The sequence below is a fragment of the Bacillus sp. FJAT-27225 genome (genome assembly GCF_001685025.1).
Classification (GTDB): Bacteria; Bacillota; Bacilli; order Bacillales; family Cytobacillaceae; genus Bacillus_D.
On record NZ_MAYU01000001.1, the window covers coordinates 450,070 to 469,115 of the forward strand.

Here is a 19,046-nt window from a genome sequence, read left to right on the forward strand (position 1 = left end):
ACTCCATTTTGGCTTAATTTTCCGGAAAGCGCACTTTTTTTGCACTAAAAAAGAACACCTGTATTTTGCTTCAGGTGTTCATAGTAATTAATTTCCCAGTTCCTTTATCTGGTCAACCAGGTTTTTAATGTCGGCGATTGGTTTTGCAAGTTCCTCATGGTTTAATACGGTTTCGTCCAAAGTTCCGTTTTCAATATGTTTCAAGTATTCGTCGATTTTCCCTTCCAACTGTTCATTTTTTTCAACAATTTTATTATGCAGGTCGGAGGCTATTCTAGGTGCTTCAAGCTTGGAAAACTCATTGATTTCAGTTTTCATAGTTTCCAGCTCTTGTTTCAATTCATCAACAGCCTGTTCATCCTGCATGGCCTTTTCTGCTTTGGCCGGTACCTCCTCAGCAAACGCGATTGCCTTATTGACATAGTCCTTTGCATCATTTGCATAGGATAGTGTATTGTTTGCCTCTTCAAGGAACGAACACCCTGAAAGGATTAGAGTAAGGCCAAGGAAAATGGCCGTTAATTTTCTATTCATTCCTTCTACCTCCAATGTAAAAAGTGATTGGATCCGTCAACGGCAATACCTCTATCATTAAGGCACCTATATTAACAACTGAACTCCATTTTGTCAATCCACTCATCGTTGACGCACTTCTATCAACGCCCTTATTTCTTCTTTCCAGCAGTTTTGGGCGTTGATGCACCGTTATCAACGACCTTTATTCTTCTTTCCAGCGGTTTTGGGCGTTGATGCACCTTTATCAACGACCTTAATTCTTCTTTCCAGCAGTTTTGGGCGTTGATGCACCGCTATCAACGACCTTAATCCTCTTTTCTAGCAGTTTCGGGTGTTGATGAACCTTTATCAACGACCTTAATTCCTCTTTCCAGCGGTTTTGGGCGTTGACGCACTTCTATCAACGCCCTTAATCCTTCTTTCGGGCGGTTTCGGGCGTGGAGGAATAAAGTAACGCGGCACTATTAAATTGGGGTTCCATGTGTATCTGTAAATTGGGATTTCAAGATTATCCTAGGCAAATGATTCGAGAGCTGTGTAAATAATTATATTCTTTAATACCCCCTTAATGCAGTTAAAACACCTTAGTCAAATAGTATTTCGTAATCGCTAAATATTCGCGGGCATACGATTTTACTAGTGCCTGGACCGGTGTTTCTGCTGGAAGGCCTTCTACGGTAAGTCCATAATCGCGGGCTATCATCTTTGCCCGATAGACATGGAAGTCGTTTGTTACGACAAGACCTTTCGTTGCACCTTCAGGTATAAGTTTTTTTGAAAAATTTATATTCTCGTATGTACTTGTTGATTTGTCTTCAATTAAAATCCGCTCTTTTTCAATGCCCCTTTTACTCAACTCTTCCCTAATGGATACTGCTTCAGAAATATTTTCCCCTCTCCCCTGTCCTCCCGATGCAATTGCAACTGTTTTTGGGTTCTGGCGTAAATACCCAGCGGCAGCTTCAATCCTGGCATCCAGAGCAAGCGACGGGACGTCCCCTTTGACCCTCGCACCGAGGATAATGATGTAATCCGCACCTGCTTCCGGTGTTTCATTTCCATGCTTGATCATCAAATAATGGAGGATGGCAACATAAATCAGGCCCGCCACAAGAATAAACAAACCTATTCTTTTAAATAGAAATGGTTTCCCCATATAATCTCCCTTTTCCCATATTAAACACTGAATGGGGGGCCTTACTAAGTAGGGCCCCCTATTTTTATCTTATTTTGCATGAACGGGCTGTAAGATCCCCACCTCAAGGCCTAAGGATACTCGAAGAAGCCCGGGTGGGGACAACAGCCCGTAAAAGCCCGATTGGTTCAACTAGCAATCAGCGGGGAAGAACACCCCACTGATTGCAGTTTCACTTTATGATAACCGGTTCAGTATGCCAGATGTCTTCAGCATATTCTTGAATGGTCCGGTCACTAGAGAAGAACCCTGATTTTGCTATGTTGACAAGGCTTTTCTTTTGCCAATTTTGTTTGTCCCCAAACTCACGGCCTATTTGCTCCTGGATGTCAGCATATGATGCAAAGTCCCGGAATACAAAATATTGATCGTTATAAGCGAGCAGGGAATCATAGATTTCTGTAAACTCACCATACGTATCCGGGAAGAAACCGTTCACAAGCTGATCGACAACCATACGGATCCTTCTATCATAGTGATAATATTCGTGAGCGTGATATCCGCCATTATTCTGGAATTCAAGGACCTCCGCAGCGCTTAAGCCAAACAAGAAAATGTTTTCCCTGCCAACAAGCTCGGTAATCTCAACATTGGCACCATCAAGCGTACCGACTGTCAGGGCACCGTTCATCATAAATTTCATGTTTCCTGTGCCGGATGCTTCCTTGCTGGCTGTTGAAATTTGTTCGCTGACATCCGCGGCTGGGAAAATTTCCTCACCCAGTGATACCCGGTAATTTTCAAGGAAAATGACCTTGATCCTTCCGTTTACAGCCGGATCGTTATTAACCTTGTCGGCAACCGAGTTTATCAGTTTAATGACTTTTTTTGCAAAATAGTAGCCTGGCGAAGCTTTGGCACCAAAAATGAATGTCCTTGGATGCATCTCGTAATTCGGATTTTCCTTAATCCGGTTGTATAAATACATGATGTGCAGGACATTCAGGAGCTGGCGTTTATAGGCATGCAGCCGCTTGACCTGGATATCGAAAATCGAATGAGGGTCGACGGTAATCCCTGTTTGTGCATGAATTCTGGAAGCAAGCCTTTCCTTGTTGCCAAGTTTAATATCAGCAAGCTTCTCAAGGAATGGGCTGCTGTTTTTGAACTCCATCAATCTTTCCAGCTGGACTGTGTCGTGAATCCATTCGTCGCCAATTGATTCTGTGATTAAATTGGTAAGGCGAGGGTTCGCCTTAATGAGCCAGCGTCTATGAGTGATACCGTTGGTCTTGTTATTAAATCGTTCAGGAAAAACCTGATAGTACAGGTTCATTTCACGTTCTTTCAGAATATCTGTATGAAGTTTCGCAACTCCATTGATACTATGGCTGCCGACAATCGAAAGCGGGGCCATGCGTACCTGGTCATGGGCAATAATCGCCATATCCTCAATCCGTTTCCAATCACCAGGATACCTTTCCCAGAGGCTGCGGCAAAAACGCTCATTAATTTCCTCAACAATCATATATATACGCGGCAGCAGCGGCTGGAATATCCGTAAAGGCCAACGCTCAAGTGCTTCTGAAAGAGTTGTATGGTTCGTATAGGAAAGAGTATTGACTGTTAAATGCCACGCTTCATCCCAGCCAAGCCCTTCATCATCCATTAAGATCCGCATCAGTTCCGGAACGGCAAGAGCGGGGTGGGTATCGTTAATATGGATGCTCGTATGCTCATGCAGCTCAAAAATACTCTTGTTTTTCTTTTTAAATGACTTGATGATCGCTCTCAAAGACGAAGCAACTAAAAGGTATTGCTGTTTAAGGCGTAGGATTTTCCCTTCGTCATGCGTATCATCAGGATATAGGAATTCACATATTGCTTCCGTGTCCTTTTTATATTTCAGAATATCGGTTCCAGCGTTGAATTTGGAAGGTTCGGCACTCCAGAGCCGAAGTGTATTGACTGTGTTCGTGTTATACCCAAGCACAGGCATATCGTAAGGGACTGCCATAACAACCTCGGCATTAGTATGGCGGAAAACAAGCCGGCCATTTTCCATTGAGCTTTCTACTTTGCCCCAAAACGGGATTTCCTCCGCTTCATCGCCCTTTCGAACCTCCCACACATGGCCATGCTTCAGCCATTGTTCAGGCAGTTCGACTTGATATCCATCAACAATTTTCTGTTCAAAAAGGCCATGACGGTAACGGATCCCGCAGCCATGACCCGGCAAGCTTAACGAAGCAAGGGAATCAAGGAAACATGCAGCGAGCCGGCCAAGGCCGCCATTGCCTAGCCCTGCATCTGCTTCGTACTCCTCAAGGTCATCCAGGTCGATACCCAGCTCTTTTAGCCCCTCGCTTACGACCTCTTCAATCCCAAGATTCAAAAGGTTATGGCGCAGAAGCCGGCCAAGCAAGAACTCAATTGACAGGTAATATACCTGTTTTTTACCTGATGTCCGATATGCTTCATTCGTTTTAATCCAGTTTGTGCTCACATGCTCCCTGATCATTGTCCCGAGTGTCTGGAATTGTTCCCTTCTGGTGCTTTCTTCAAAATGGGTTCCATAGGACATTTCCAGCTTCCTCAAATACGCAGCTTTAAATTCCGGAACACTAGAAAACATGCGAATCACTCCTTTTCACTAGACTTCTGTAGAGCTTTTCATATTCACGGGCAGACTGTGTCCAGCTGAAGTCAAGCTCCATCATCTTCTTAACAATGTTTTCCCACTCATTTTTACGGTGATAAAAGGAGAGTGCCCGCTCAATTGTATATAACATATCGTGAGCATTGAAATTAGTAAATGTAAACCCATTCCCTTCACCGGTAAACTCATTATATGATTTGACCGTGTCATTCAGGCCGCCTGTTTCCCTGACAATTGGCACAGCGCCATAGCGCATTGCAATGAGCTGGCTTAGGCCGCATGGCTCAAATTTCGATGGCATCAGGAAAAGGTCAGCGCCGGCATAAATGCGATGGGCAAATGATTCATCAAACCCTATGAATGCTTTGCATTGGTTTGGATACTGGCTGCTCATTTGACTGAAGAAATATTCAAATTCTCGGTCGCCTGTTCCCAATACAATCAATTGTGTCCCAGTTGCCATAATTTCATGGAATACCCCCCTGACAAGTTCAAGACCCTTTTGCTTGGTCAGGCGTGTGACCATCGCAATAAGTGGTACTCCATCTTCCTGAGGGAGGCCGAACTGTTCTTGAATGGCCCGCTTGTTCCTAATCCTGTCTTCAACATCCCCTGATGAAAATGGAGCAGCCAAAAACGGGTCATTCTCTGGATTATACACGTCGTTATCAATACCATTTACAATTCCTTCGAGGTCATTGCTCCTCATCCGCAGGACACCATCCAGCCGTTCACCGAAATAAGCCGTCTTGATTTCTTCCCTATATGTAGGGCTGACCGTTGTAATCTTATCAGCTGAAACCAGCGCTGCTTTCATAAAGTTGATATTCCCGTAAAATTCAAGCTGGCTTGAATTGAAATACCTGTCATCAAGGCCTAGAAGGTCATTCATGACTTCCTTGGGGAAAATCCCCTGGAACTGAAGGTTATGAATGGTAAAGACAGTCCTAATTGACTCATAGCCTTCCCGGTGGCGGTATTGCTCCTGAAGAAGGAACGGGATCATCCCGGTATGCCAATCATGGCAATGAATGATGTCAGGATAAAAACCAAGCTGTTCTATGCTTTCAAGGACAGCACGATTAAAGAAGGAGAATTTTTCTCCTTCATCATAATCGCCGTACATTTGGCTTCTGTAAAAATAATATTGATTATCGATGAAATAATAGGTGATGCCTTCATATTCCAGCTCTTCAATTCCGCAGTATTGGTTCCTCCAGCCTAATCGGACAGAAAAGTCTGTTATTTTTTTCATTTTTCTTTTGAATTCATCAGGTATAAGCGTATATTTGGGCAGCATGACCCTGACATCGAAACCTAATTTCTTCAATTCTTTCGGAAGTGAACCGGCAACATCTGCAAGACCGCCAGATTTAATGAACGGTACACACTCTGATACAGCAAAAAGAAGTTTCACTAGTTTTTCCACACTCCCTGTACTCTGCCCTTCCGGATTACATACGGATTCCCTTCTTCACCCATTAGCTCGGTACCGTCTGCAATTTTTACATCTTTGTCCAAAATGACATGATCAAGGTAGCAATTTTCGCCTATTTTTGTCTTTTGCATTATGATGCTATTTTTTACAACAGAGCCTTTTCCGATTGTGACGCCTCTCGCGATAATGCTATTCTCGACCACGCCTTCTATATAGCAGCCGTTTGCAATCATTGCGTTATGGACCGATGAAGAGGAGGTGTAGCGGGCAGGCGGCTCATCCTTGACCTTTGTGAGAATCGGCCTGCCTTTTACAAAAAGGCGCTGCCAAATTTCAGGCTGAAGGAGGCGTTTGCTTGCCTCAAAATAGCTGTTTATTGAATCAATCATGATAGCAAAGCCTTCATATGAGAAATAACCAACTTTGTACGGTGCATTTAGGTCATTGACAACATCTTTCATGCTTAAATAGCCAGTATCCTGCCTGGTTTCAATGAGATCGATAAGCAGGTCCTTTTTCAAAAGATAGATTCCAAGCGGAGCTCCATCTTTTCTTACTTCGGTAATTTCATGGTCGTTGTTGATATGCTCTTCAAGAACGGTCCTGAAATCCATGTTAAAAACCGTATAAGAATTTGCAACCAGGGCATATTTTTGGCTGCTTCGCTTAAAGAAATCAATATTGGCAGCAAAATCTTCAAATGGACCGATCCCTGTGACAGGCTTATCAAAACTGGTTGACGGGAAGAAAAACAACCCATCCCTCTTTCTATTTAAATCCCAATTTCGCCCAGACCCTAGATGGTCCATCAGCGACCTATATTGATATTTTGAAAAAATCCCGACACTCTGAATATCTGAATTCACCATATTCGAAAGGATGAAATCAATTAACCGGTATCTTCCGCCAAATGGTATGGCTGCTACAGAGCGATGGATTGTCAGCTCTTCAAGACCTTTATGAACAGTTGTCGCATCGATAATGCCAAGCATATCCTTGTTCAAGACTGGCCCCTCCTTTTCTATTTAATTACTAGCTAGCAATTCGTCTAACGTATCTTCAGAGACAAGCACTACTTCTCCATCGGCACTTTTAATGACCGACCCTTCCGGAATGGTAATGCCCGGTGAAATGATTGCTTTTTCAATAACACATCCAGAGCCGATTACCGCATCTGGCATAATGACGGATTGTTTTATAGTAGAGCCCTTCTTTATGGAAACCCCCTGGAAGACTACAGTTTTCTCGACATCGCCTTCTATGACACAGCCTTCATTGACAAGAGACTCTGTCAATCTCGCTTCCGGGCAAATATATTGCGGAGGCTGGTTTGGGTTAACCGAATAAATTCTCCAGGAATGATCAAACAAGTTCAATTCAGAGCTTTCATCGAGGAGATCCATATTGGCTTCCCATAGACTTTGAACAGTACCTACATCCTTCCAGTACCCCTTGAAAGGATAAGCAACCAGTTTCTTTTCGTCCTCGAGCAGAAGAGGTATGATATCTTTTCCAAAGTCATGAGATGATTCAGGATTCTGATCATCACGGATCAAATATTCCTCCAAAACCTTCCAATTAAAAATATAAATTCCCATTGATGCAAGATTGCTCTTTGGATTCTTTGGTTTTTCATCGAATTCGACAATCGACATATCTTCGTTTGTGTTCATAATCCCGAAGCGGCTTGCCTCATCCCATGGGACTTCAATAACGGATATCGTCACATCGGCACCATTTTCAATATGGTGATCGAGCATTAACTCATAATCCATTTTGTAAATATGGTCCCCTGATAAAATGAGGACATATTCCGGATCATATTGTCTCAAATAATTCAAGTTCTGATAAATGGCACTTGCGGTTCCGTCATACCATTTTACTTCCGACGAGACACTGTACGGCGGAAGGACGGTCACCCCGCCATCCATCCTGTCCAGATCCCATGCGCTTCCGATGCCGATGTAACTGTTCAGGACAAGCGGCTGGTACTGGGTAAGAACTCCGACTGTATAGACTCCGGAGTTGGTGCAATTGCTAAGCGGAAAATCAATGATTCTATATTTGCCCCCAAACGGAACACCCGGCTTAGCCAATTCTTTTGTTAGTGAGTTTAGCCTGCTTCCCTGGCCCCCCGCCAGCAGCATGGCTACCATTTTCTTCTTTGACATTAGCATTAATCCCCTTTCTCTTTTTTATAGGCCTTAAAATAGATATTCCGTATGGCGGTATATTCATGACAACTGAAAAAGGCATTCCATGATATGGTACTTCTTCAGCCTTAATTACTTTTTTATTGATAACGCCTGAACCTCCAAATTCACTATCGTCGCTGTTCAGTATTTCTCTATACCTTTCTGGTGCAGGTACTCCTATTCTAAATTTGGAATAAGCCTGCCAGGTGAAATTGCATACAACGATTAGAAAATCATCGAGGTTACTGCCGATTCGGACAAACGAGAAAATTGACTGATGATTGTTATTGGCATCAATCCATTCAAAGCCATCCGGTGATGAATCCAGTTCATATAGAGGCTTGGACCGTTTATATAGCTTATTAAGTTCTTTTACAAAGTGATTCATTTGTGAATGCTTTTCAAACTCAAGCAGATGCCAATCGAGTTCCTCTTTATCTTTCCATTCTGCGAAGTGGCCAAGCTCCGTTCCCATGAATGTCAGCTTTTTGCCCGGATGTGTTATTTGGTATCCAAGAAGCAGTCTAAGCTGTGCGAACTTTTGCCAGTAATCGCCAGGCATCTTATCAAGAAGTGATTTTTTGCCGTGGACAACTTCATCATGTGAGAAAGGCAGTACAAAATTTTCGGAAAAAGCATACATCAAGGAGAAGGTCACCTTATTGTGATGATGCCTGCGCTGGTTTGGATCGATTTCCATATAGGTAAGCATGTCATTCATCCAGCCCATGTTCCACTTAAATGTAAATCCAAGCCCACCATGCTCAGGTGCTTCGGTCACTTTTGGCCAGTCGGTTGAGTCCTCGGCAATCATAAGGATATTTGGTGTGAAGGCTGCTATTGCGGAGTTTAGTTTTTTCAGGAATGCTACTCCATGCGGATTGACCGCATTTTCAGAGTTGGGCCAATAAATGATATTGGCGACCGCGTCGACCCTAAATCCATCGATATGGTATTTTTCTATCCAGAAAATTGCACTAGAGATGAGAAAACTGTTCACTTCTGTCCTGCTTAGATCAAAATTTGCTGTTCCCCAAACGTGGTTTTCCCTGTCCTTTTCCTGTTTATATTCGTAGGCATAGCCACCATCAAATCGATATAACCCATGGGCGTCCTTGCAAAAATGCCCTGGAACCCAATCAAGGATGACTCCGATTCCGTTCTGATGGCATTGATCTACAAAGTACATAAAATCATGCGGGCTTCCGTATCTGCTTGTCACGGCATAGTAACCTGTTGTTTGGTATCCCCAGGAAATGTCCAATGGGTGCTCAGTAACCGGAAGTACTTCAATATGGGTATACCCATGTTCCACTACATATGGAATTAATTCATCTGCCAATTCTCTATAGGAGAGGAACTCGCCATCTTCCTTCTTCTTCCATGAGCCAAGATGGACTTCATAAATCAATGTTGGTTCCGTTATTGGCTCCTTTTTGGCTCGTTTTTTCAGCCATGATTTGTCATTCCACTTATAACCGTCAATGGATTGGACTACCGAAGCTGTGTTGGGACGCAGCTCGGAGAAGACGCCGTATGGATCTGTTTTGAGGTGGCGCTTTCCCATTGGAGAGATAATTTCATATTTGTAAATGGCTCCGGTCATATCTTCTTCGGCATAATAGACCCAAACGCCTTCCTTATTAACTTTTTCAAAGGAGTATCCATGTCCGTTCCAGCCATTAAAATCGCCAGCCAGCCTGACTTCAGCGGCATTGGGAGCCCACACACAAAACCGGGTGTATGGCTGGTCCCCATCATACAGGACATGCGCCCCAAACAGTTCGTAGCTTTTGTATAATGCTCCTTCATGGAATAAATGAAGCTGATATTCTGTCGGATGAAATACCATCCCTTTCACCTGCCATTTTCAATAGTATTCTAGTTTCCAAAAAGTGACGGGCATAAACCTTATTCATGCCTCCCTTTACTTTTCGACATCCCCATGGTAAAAACCTTTTAATAAATTCGGAAAAATTATTATTTTTTAATAATATTTTTAGAAAGCGTTTCCAGTACGCTTATATCCAAACTTACCTTTTCCCCATGTTCTTTAATTAGAAACCTATTCCACAATAAAAGTTATTATTTTCATATAATATATTTTCAGCGACTAATAATTCAGACTATTTTGGTGGTGAAGACCATACTATATAGGATGGAGAGGTCAATGAGGAGGGACGAGAGTGAGTACAGATACATTTTATTACATCCATCAACTTAAAAGTTGGGTATCTGATATGAAGCGGCTAACAAATACTTTTTCAATGGAACAAGAATCAAGCCGTTTGCTTGAGGAATATAAACAGTCATTGGACAATTTTTCAGAAGAATTAGAGTACAAACTTGAAGATAGAGCTTTACAAACTGAAGAATATGCCAATAATGCAGAGAAAAAAGCCAATTACTTATATGAGCAATGGCTTCAGTATGAAGAGAAGGAATATGGCGGGCAATTTATACGGCAAATACCGGCAGGAAAGCATACTCTTCCTCCTTTACCATACGAATATGGTGCACTTGAACCTTATATTAGCAGAAGGATTATGCTTCTCCATCATACCCAGCACCACCAATCTTATGTTGACGGCCTGAACAAAGCCGAAACCGAAATGGCAAGAGCAAGGGAAACAAATGATTTCAATCTATTGAAGCACTGGGAACGGGAAGCTGCTTTTCATGGAGCGGGACATTATTTGCACACGCTCTTTTGGGAAACAATGGCTCCAAATGCCGGTGGCAGGCCTCAGGGTCCACTTTTAAATGAAATAAACAAGACCTTTGGAGGTTTTGAAAAATTTAAAGTCCATTTCAGCGAAGCAGCCAAAAAAGTTGAAGGTTCGGGCTGGGCAATCCTAGTCTGGTCGCCGAGGGCTCAGCGGACTGAAATCCTTCAGGCTGAAAAACATCAGAACCAAAGCCAGTGGGATGTAATTCCGCTACTTCCGCTTGATGTCTGGGAGCATGCCTATTACCTTCAATATGAAAACAACCGCAGCAAATATGTGGACAATTGGTGGAATGTCATTAACTGGCCAGCTGTTTCGAGGAGATACGATGAAGCTATAAAAGTTAAATGGCAACCATACTAAATAGTAAGCTGCAAAAATAAAAAATTGAAGTCATGTATTGCTTTTTGGCCAAAATCGCCTATTCCGATTTGGTCCGAATATTTTCTTTTTTGGTTATTTCGGGTATAATGGACTAAAGCAGGTACAAAAATAAAAAGGCCATGCATGTCAGCAGCATGCATAGCCCCATCGATGGTTCCCGGTGGAGGAATCAATATACACAATAACCCTCTCTTTTTGCTTGCCGGCTCAAGGGTGGGTTATTTTTTATGGTTAACGGAGAGTACAGCAACGATAAGGCTTGCAAACGAAATAGCGAGCATCAAACCTTGAAAGACTGTCATATAAAATCACCCCCCTTCGCCGGGAGTGCTTGTCCACCCTTGATGAACCATCGATTATGTTAATTATACCATAATATCCAACAAATTACGAACATAAGTTCGCTTTTCGTTGAGTTATCTCCTTGTATTCCTTCTCGCTCTTCCAAACCTTCTTCCACCGAATTTTCTTTTCTTCTGGTTGGAATGGCATTCATTGCAAATGCCATAGTGGAAATCTGCTGGAAGCTGCTTACCGCACACTTTACATTTTTTCCGTATAGTTTTTCCAACATCATTCAGCTCTTCATGAACCCCATCGCTTACTTGTTCACGGATCCTTTCCCAATAAACTGCCTCTGTCTTCATTCCAAGTTTATATAAAAATAAAAGGTGAAGGCCAATTGCTTTATAAGTTAATTCCATATCTTCAAGATTGCGCCGCTTGATTTTCGGCTCGGGCAGCTCTCTTCCAAAGGCAATCGCCTCCATTGTCTCAAGCCACTGCTCAGTAAGTTGAGGTTCCTTAGCGGAAAAAGGCAGATGGAGAAATCCATACAGCTCCATCATTGGAAATTTTGTTTCTATAGCTGTTCCTTCAATTAGCTCATAACGGCTCCGCTCTTCGGTCAGTTCTGCTTTCCTTGTGCCAGGCGGGCTCTGGAACCTTTCCCAAAGTTCAAAAAATTCTCCAAGATTGCGGCTATAGCGTTGGAACCGCTCAAAGACTGCATTTGTAGGAGCAATCGCAAACACAGTTACAGGCTTATCCTCTTCCTCCAGCAGCCTCTTCATTTTTTGAATATCCGAGGCAAAAGCTACCTTGCCAACATTGTAAATACCTTTTCTTCCGGCCCTTCCAGCAATCTGCTTAACTTCCTGTGATGTAAGCCTCCGCCTTGATGTTCCATCGAACTTTTCATTTTCCAGAAAAACAATTCTGCGAATGGGCAGATTAAGTCCCATTCCTATCGCATCTGTTGAAACGATGACCGTTGTCTGCCTATCAATAAACCTTTGCATTTGCTTTTTTCGTGTTTCTGGCGGCATGCTGCCGTAAATCATACTTACCTTATGCCCATTTCCCTGCAGAGTTGCCGCAGTCGAAAGGACTTGTTTCCTGGAGAAGCAAACGAGAGCATCCCCTTGCTTTGCATTCTTTAGTGAGAAATCCTTTTCCTCCACCTGCAACGGAATATCCCTTGAGTATTCGATCAGCTCATAATCCGCATCTCCCAGTAATTGTAGAAGCATTTGTTTAATATTCCTGCTTCCTATGATGTGGACCTCATGCGCATTTGTCTTTGTAATCGCTTTATACCAAGAAAACCCCCGATCTCGGTCTGCAATCATCTGGGACTCATCAATGACAACCACCTCATAAAAATCTTTTTCATGAAACATTTCAACCGTGCAGGCAAAATGATTGGCATTTGGTTGCAGCTTTTCCTCCTCACCCGTTTTAAGGGAGCATGGAACGCCTTGGGAATTAAGTCTGTCGTATACCTCAAGCGCCAACAGTCGAAGCGGTGCCAAATAAAGACCGCTTGAGGCTGCCATCATACTGTCTAATGCATGATGGGTCTTCCCTGTATTTGTCTCACCAATATGGAGAACGTACTTTACATTCCGTACACTTAACGCTCTATATTCAGCTCCAAATACCTCATCGAGCATTCGCTGTTCTTCTGCTGCTCTTCTTTCAGCCTCTGCCTGCTCCTGGGCCTTCCTTCTCTCTGCTTCTTCAAGGTCTTTTTCATAAATTGCCAGATGTTTTTCAGCATCAAACGGAATGTTTGAAAGTCTCAGCAAATCATCAAGGTATTCACCAGCTATTTTCTGAATGAAATCTTCAGCAAGTTCCTCCGCCATTTCGGCGATAATAAAAGATGCATAGTCACCACTTTGAAGCTTTTCCTCCCCGCTCATATAAAACTTGGCCAAGTCACTTGGGAGGTTCTCTGATATTATCCTGACTGACTCCCTCAATACAAAGCTGCCAATACGTTTTTCATATGGATAATAGTAGGTTTCATACTCAAACAAATGTCTGCCTCTGTAAGTAGTCTTATGAATGCTGCCTGTCAATTCATCAAAAAATTCATAAACATGGGCGTAATCTGAAGCCGAAAAAGGACCACTTTCAATTAGTTTTTCTTCAAGCCTAAACGCATCAATCCTTTTGTATCGTTTCTGGGTCGATAGATCCTTTGCCAATGCTCCAGCTGCCATATATCTTGTTAGCAAATAAAGTAAAACCTCATTTTCGCGGAGGATGGAATCTGCATGTTCAATCATCTTATTCGTGTACTTTTCACGCTCTTTTTCAGCCTGCTCTATTTCAAGTCTCTCGCTATACTGTTTCCGCGCTTGAAGGTACATTTTTTCCCAGGTTTCCTGGCTCTTCCCAAATTCTGATTCAATCCAAGCCCTCGAGTTAAATGGTTCAAATCCCCTTATTTCAGTACGGAACAAATGGTTGATTAACTTCCTGTCTACGCCTTCTGTTTCAAAACCTCTTTCTGAAAGATACTCTTTTTTCGCATTCCTGGGAACGCTGTTCGTTGCTTTATTTAGCCAAACATTTACCCAGAGCTGTTCAATATAGTGAATACGGTCTTTGATATAATCGTTATAGGAAGGGAGGGTATCCTTCGTTTCCAGGTACTTTATGATATCCTCCCGAATTTTCCTTTTTGCTTGTTCCAGTGCAACATGGTGTACATTGAGAATTTCCTGCATAACAGTAACTCCTTTAAGTCTGCTTTTATTTAAGTTTACCCCAGTTGGGGAATAATGAACGAATAAACGGCGCCCTTCTAACAACAAAAGGACCGGAAAAGTCCGGTCCCAGAGGATTTACGTTATTAGGATGTTTCGTGCAATTTTTCCTGTTTATTCTTTTTGAGTGTTCCAGCAGCTACAACTGCTACGACGACAAGCAGCTCAAATCCGTATTTAATAACAGGGTTGGCAAAGATGTCTGCAACGAATGGCTCATCAACAATCATCTTCGAAGCTGTCCATGCCAGGATGGCTGCACCAATTGTGATGATGATTGGAAAACGGTCAACCCATTTAAGGATAAGTGTACTACCCCAAACAACGATTGGTACAGAGATAAGTAAACCAAGGATTACAAGCAAATAATTACCATGTGCTGCCCCTGCTACTGCTAGAACATTGTCAAGGCCCATCAATGCATCGGCAATAATGATCGTCCGGATTGCTGCCCAAAAGCTGTTTCCTGCTTGTACATCATGGCCTTTTTCCTCAACAAGGAGCTTATAGGCGATCCATATGAGCAAGATTCCGCCGATAAGAAGAAGTCCGGGGATCTGTAGAAGCCAGACAACGATCACAGTGGCAAGCGCACGAATCGCAATTGCACCAACAGTTCCCCAGATGATCACTTTCTTTTGCTGGTTTTTCGGCAAATTTCGCGCCGCCAGCCCGATAACAATCGCATTGTCACCAGCAAGCACCAGGTCAATCATGATGATTGACAACAGTGCTGTCAAAAACTCCATTGAAAAAATTTCCATTCAAGTTCCTCCTTTGATGCCTTGCAATTAAAAAATCAATTGTACACTATTAGCGAGAGATAACCATGATATTAATGTTCCCGTATGCCCTCTCACTAAACCGATACTATTTTGCCCAGATAAAAAGGGCTCCTGCCAGCGGTCAGGGCCCTTTTTTCCACAAAAAAGACCCTTACCTTTTGACAGGTAAAGGTCTTGCTAACAACATGACTGTTGCCAACAAAGCCGGAGGCAAAAACCTCGAATTGACGACTTTGCTGTAAAAGCTACTCCCCTTTAAACTCATCCTAAGAATAGAAAAATAGTATACTAACTTTCAGGAAAATACAAGCAAAAAGTATTTTTACATTTCACCTACATTTACCTGCTATTATTCCCCAAATCAGTGGGGACAACTGCCAGTAAATCCCGATCGGTGAAATTCAGTGAAACTTGAAGCACGGGATTTCAGCGGCTTAGTTGAGCCAATCGGGTTCGTAGTGCCGCTTAGTCAGCTTGTTTTTGGTGACTTAGCGGCACTAGAACTAACCATCAGCAAAAATTAGCTGATGGAAGTTTCACTTTATCCCGCATTAAGGGACAGTAAGCCTCTTTCAGAGGCAACTGTCCCTAAAAGCCCGATTGGTTCAACTAACCATCAGCAAAAATCCGCTGATGGAAGTTTCACTTTAAACATTAACAATGGTTGCTTTGCTGGTTTTACTGTGCCGGATTGTTGCCTGGGCAGCCGCAAGCCTTGCCAACGGAACCCTGAATGGCGAACAGCTAACATAGTCCAGGCCGGTTCTGAAGCAGAAATCAATTGAATTCTTTTCACCGCCGTGTTCCCCGCAGATGCCTGTTTTAAGGGTTGGCTTTGATTGGCGACCAAGCTTGACACCCATTTCAACAAGCTTTCCGACACCATCCTGATCCAGGACTGCGAAAGGGTTATCCGGAAGAACTTTTTGCTCAATATATGCCTGAAGAAACTTGCCTTCCGCATCATCACGGCTATAGCCAAATGTAGTCTGGGTAAGGTCATTCGTTCCAAATGAGAAGAAATCGGCCTCCTCGGCAATTTCGTCAGCAGTAAGCGCGGCCCTTGGAATTTCAATCATTGTACCAATTGTATAATCGAAGTCTCTGCCTGTTTCCTGCTTAATTTGTTCGGCAGCCTCAATAACCAGACTGCGCATTTCTTTCAGCTCATTTACATGGCCTACAAGTGGAATCATGATTTCAGGCTTCACATCAATTCCTTTTTGAGAAACTTTCGCAGCTGCATAGAAAATAGCTTTCGCCTGCATTGTGTAAATCTCAGGGTGAATCATCCCGAGCCGGCAGCCCCTATGGCCAAGCATTGGATTAAATTCATCCAGCTGGCGCACTTTCTTTAAAAGAAGTTCTTTTTCTTTTAGCTCCGGTGCTTCCGGACTTAAAATTTGAAGCTTTGTTATTTCCACTAGAAGTTCTTCTTTGTCAGGAAGGAATTCATGAAGCGGCGGGTCAAGCAGCCTGATGGTCACAGGCAAATCCTTCATCACCTCGAAGATGCCTTCAAAATCGCTCTGCTGCATCGGCAGCAGTTTGTCGAGTGCCGCAGAACGGCCCTCGTAATCATCAGCCAGGATCATTTCTCGAACAATTGGATGCCTTTTCGTGTCCATAAACATATGTTCAGTACGGCATAGGCCAATGCCTCCCGCTCCAAATTCAAGTGACTTACGGGCGTCTTCAGGGTTATCAGCATTAGCCCTGACCCCTATTTTCCTTTCTTCGTCAGCCCACGCCAGGAGTGTTTGGAACTCTTTTGACAGTTCGGGCTCAATCATTGGGATTTCACCGAGCATGATTTCACCTGTCCCGCCATCTATGGTGATTGTATCTCCATAGTTGACAACACTATCCCCGACATAAAATTTCTTTTCTCTTAGGTCAATCTTCATTGCCTCACAGCCGCAAATACATGCTTTACCCATGCCTCTGGCCACGACAGCAGCATGGCTTGTCATTCCGCCCCTGCTTGTCACAACCGCCTGGGCGGCAATGATTCCATGGATATCATCCGGAGTTGTTTCAGGCCTGACCAAAATCGTTTTCTTTCCCTCTTTTGCATAGCTTTCAGCTTCATCTGCATCAAAGACCACTATCCCTGTTGCGGCCCCTGGTGAAGCCGGCAAGCCTTTGGCTAAGCGGACACGTTCAAATTTATCGTCAATCCTTCTGTGAAGAAGCTGGTTCAATTGATCAGGATCTACACGCATAATTGCTTCCTGCTTGGATATAAGGCCTTCTTCTACCATTTCTACAGCAATTCGGATTGCAGCCTGAGCTGTCCTTTTTCCAGTCCGCGTTTGAAGAATGTATAGTTTGCCGCGTTCGACAGTGAATTCAATATCCTGCATATCATGATAATGCTTTTCAAGCTTTTCACAGGTATCCGTAAACTGCCTGTAAACAGCCGGCATTTCTTCCTTCAAAGTACGGATTGGCTGTGGTGTCCGGATGCCGGCAACAACATCCTCTCCCTGGGCGTTGATCAGATATTCTCCGTAGAGGACGGATTCTCCAGTCGATGGATTCCTTGTGAATGCGACACCAGTTCCAGAGTCGTCACCCATATTTCCGAAAACCATGCTCTGGATGTTGACTGCAGTCCCAAGATGATCCGGAATTTTGTTCAGGCGCCTATACACAATTGCACGCTGATTATTCCATGAATTGAAAACAGCATGAATTGAAAGAAACAACTGTTCTTTCGGATCTTGTGGAAAGGCCTTCCTAGTGTGTTTTTCAACAATGGACTTATAGCCTTCAATTACTTCAAGCCAGTCTTCAGCTTTCATCTCAGGGTCAGAAGTATACCCTTTGCTTTCCCTGACTTCCTCAAGGAAACGCTCAAAGAAAAATACATCCACTTCCAGGACAACATCGCTGAACATTTGAATAAATCTTCTATATGAATCGTATACAAAACGCGGGTTGTTGGTAAGCTGTGCCATACCTTCCGCAGTATCATCATTCAATCCTAAATTTAGAATGGTATCCATCATCCCTGGCATGGAAAAAACGGAACCAGAGCGTACAGAAACGAGCAGCGGGTTGGACGGATCCCCAAGTTTTTTACCCATTTTTTCTTCTAAGCGTTGCAGAGCGTCAAGCACTTGTGCCGTCACTTCAGTAGGAATCTTCTTCCCTCCCTCGTAATAGGAATTGCAGACTTCTGTGGAAAGAGTAAAACCAGCTGGAACCGGAAGCCCGATATTCGTCATTTCGGCCAGGTTTGCCCCTTTCCCCCCGAGTAGATCCTTCATTTGGCTATTGCCCTCGTGAAAATGATAAACATACTTTGTCATTGTTTGGTGCTCCTTTCTTTTTTCAACACATCCAGTATCAAGCTTGCGGTTTCTTCAATCGCCTTATTTGAAACGTTAATGATTGGGCAGCCTACCCGTTTCATGATTTTTTCCGCGTAGTCAAGCTCTTCAAGAATTCTTTCGAGGCTGGCGTAGTTCGCCGACGAGGTTAAGCCAAGTGCTTTCAGGCGTTCCTTCCTGATTGAATTTAGCTTGTCTGGCGTAATAATCAGGCCCACACATTTCCCTTTGGGCAGTGTGTAAATTTCATCCGGAGGAGGCACTTCCGGTACAAGCGGAACATTTGCCACTTTGTATCTGTGATGGGCAAGGTACATGGACAAAGGGGTTTTTGAAGTCCTGGAAACTCCTATCAGAACGATATCCGCCTTTGTTATTCCCCTGGAATCCCGTCCATCATCGTATTTTACGGCGAACTCTATAGCCTCCACTTTGCGGAAGTAATCATCGTCGAGCTTTCTCATCAGCCTTGGCTGATGCTGGGGCTCCTTATTAAATTTCTTGGTGAATGCCGCCATGAGCGGATTCAGCAAATCAACGGCCATTATTCCTTCTTCTGCAGCCCTCCGGTCAAGATAGCTTTTCAAATGCTCGACCACAAGTGTGTAGGCAATAATGGAGCTTCCTTTTTTGGCAAGCATAATGACATCTTCGAGGTCCTCTGTATCCTCCACGAAAGAATGTCTGCGGATATCGACATAGCCCCCATTAAATTGGGTTGCTACCGCTTTGACGACGAACTCGGCCGTTTCTCCCACGGAATCGGAAATAACGTAAACTGCTTCCCTTTCTGACAAATCAGCGTTCA

13 protein-coding genes are annotated in these 19,046 nt (G+C 43.4%); 1 reads left to right on the forward strand and 12 read right to left on the reverse strand.

Annotation, left to right across the window (positions count from 1 at the left end):
- Positions 1 to 87 precede the first annotated feature (87 nt).
- The 7 genes from A8F94_RS02315 to glgB form a co-directional block, all read right to left on the reverse strand.
- Entirely contained in the window at positions 88 to 534 is a 447-nt protein-coding gene (locus tag A8F94_RS02315; RefSeq protein ID WP_066195050.1) for a DUF6376 family protein, read from the reverse strand.
- A 556-nt stretch (positions 535 to 1,090) separates the two neighbouring features.
- On the reverse strand, positions 1,091 to 1,672 hold the full coding sequence (locus A8F94_RS02320; RefSeq protein ID WP_066195053.1) for a YdcF family protein: 582 nt from the start codon (positions 1,670 to 1,672) through the stop codon (positions 1,091 to 1,093).
- 211 nt (positions 1,673 to 1,883) lie between these two features.
- Entirely contained in the window at positions 1,884 to 4,286 is a 2,403-nt protein-coding gene (locus A8F94_RS02325) for a glycogen/starch/alpha-glucan phosphorylase (protein WP_066195055.1), read from the reverse strand.
- Positions 4,276 to 5,727, reverse strand: coding sequence for a glycogen synthase GlgA (gene glgA / locus A8F94_RS02330; RefSeq protein ID WP_066195057.1), 1,452 nt, complete (start codon positions 5,725 to 5,727; stop codon positions 4,276 to 4,278). Before glgA ends, A8F94_RS02325 begins: the two co-directional genes overlap by 11 nt.
- Positions 5,727 to 6,752, reverse strand: coding sequence for a sugar phosphate nucleotidyltransferase (locus A8F94_RS02335; RefSeq protein WP_066195060.1), 1,026 nt, complete (start codon positions 6,750 to 6,752; stop codon positions 5,727 to 5,729). The genes glgA and A8F94_RS02335 overlap by 1 nt, the downstream gene beginning before the upstream one ends.
- A gap of 21 nt (positions 6,753 to 6,773) precedes the next feature.
- Positions 6,774 to 7,919 (reverse strand): glucose-1-phosphate adenylyltransferase, encoded by a 1,146-nt coding sequence (locus tag A8F94_RS02340; protein WP_066195062.1) that lies wholly within the window; start codon positions 7,917 to 7,919, stop codon positions 6,774 to 6,776.
- The gene (gene glgB, locus A8F94_RS02345; protein ID WP_066195065.1) at positions 7,837 to 9,795 is read right to left on the reverse strand and encodes a 1,4-alpha-glucan branching protein GlgB; all 1,959 of its coding nucleotides are present in this window, start codon (positions 9,793 to 9,795) and stop codon (positions 7,837 to 7,839) included. The genes A8F94_RS02340 and glgB overlap by 83 nt, the downstream gene beginning before the upstream one ends.
- Positions 9,796 to 10,183: 388 nt before the next feature.
- Here glgB and A8F94_RS02350 point away from each other — a divergent pair, with 388 nt between their 5' ends.
- A complete protein-coding gene (locus A8F94_RS02350; RefSeq protein WP_077247580.1) occupies positions 10,184 to 11,035 on the forward strand; it encodes a superoxide dismutase in 852 nt (283 codons plus the stop codon).
- A 239-nt stretch (positions 11,036 to 11,274) separates the two neighbouring features.
- Here the strand turns inward: A8F94_RS02350 and A8F94_RS26465 are convergent, their stop codons facing one another.
- From A8F94_RS26465 to A8F94_RS02380, 5 genes are all read right to left on the reverse strand, one after another.
- A complete protein-coding gene (locus tag A8F94_RS26465; RefSeq protein ID WP_368072773.1) occupies positions 11,275 to 11,358 on the reverse strand; it encodes a putative holin-like toxin in 84 nt (27 codons plus the stop codon).
- 114 nt (positions 11,359 to 11,472) lie between these two features.
- Positions 11,473 to 14,076: a helicase-related protein gene (locus A8F94_RS02360; protein ID WP_066195073.1), complete on the reverse strand. Its 2,604-nt coding sequence runs from the start codon at positions 14,074 to 14,076 to the stop codon at positions 11,473 to 11,475.
- 125 nt (positions 14,077 to 14,201) lie between these two features.
- Positions 14,202 to 14,879 (reverse strand): TerC family protein, encoded by a 678-nt coding sequence (locus tag A8F94_RS02365; RefSeq protein WP_066195075.1) that lies wholly within the window; start codon positions 14,877 to 14,879, stop codon positions 14,202 to 14,204.
- Between the two features lie 668 nt (positions 14,880 to 15,547).
- Positions 15,548 to 18,217 (reverse strand): pyruvate, phosphate dikinase, encoded by a 2,670-nt coding sequence (ppdK, locus tag A8F94_RS02375; RefSeq protein WP_066195080.1) that lies wholly within the window; start codon positions 18,215 to 18,217, stop codon positions 15,548 to 15,550.
- The gene (locus A8F94_RS02380) at positions 18,214 to 19,035 is read right to left on the reverse strand and encodes a pyruvate, water dikinase regulatory protein (protein ID WP_066195082.1); all 822 of its coding nucleotides are present in this window, start codon (positions 19,033 to 19,035) and stop codon (positions 18,214 to 18,216) included. The genes ppdK and A8F94_RS02380 overlap by 4 nt, the downstream gene beginning before the upstream one ends.
- Positions 19,036 to 19,046 lie beyond the last annotated feature (11 nt).